This window comes from Kytococcus sp. HMSC28H12 (assembly GCF_001816045.1).
GTDB classification, from domain to species: Bacteria; Actinomycetota; Actinomycetes; order Actinomycetales; family Dermatophilaceae; genus Kytococcus; species Kytococcus schroeteri.
On record NZ_KV824549.1, the window covers coordinates 1,198 to 1,466 of the forward strand.

A 269-nucleotide genomic window follows, 5' to 3' on the forward strand; every position below is an offset into this window, starting at 1 on the left:
ACGGCGGTCTTGATGGCGTCGTAGGCGGCGGGGTAGATCTCCACGGGGGCGAAGCCGCCGCCGCAGCCGGTGAGCTGCTGCTCGAGGAGGATCACGTCGCCGGCCTGGAGCTTCTGTGCCGAGCGGGTGATGGCCGCCCCGGCGGAGAAGCCGTACTCGCGGCTCACCGCGTTGGCCACGTACCCGGTGGCCTTGGGGGCGATGCCGGTGACGCCGGAGCCGTTCTCGTCGCCGATGACCTCACCCATCACGGCGGTGCCGTGCTCGGG

1 pseudogene is annotated in these 269 nt (G+C 72.1%); it reads right to left on the reverse strand.

The window, feature by feature from the left end:
• A pseudogene (locus tag HMPREF3099_RS12965) lies at nt 1–269 on the reverse strand (hypothetical protein); the annotation flags it as partial.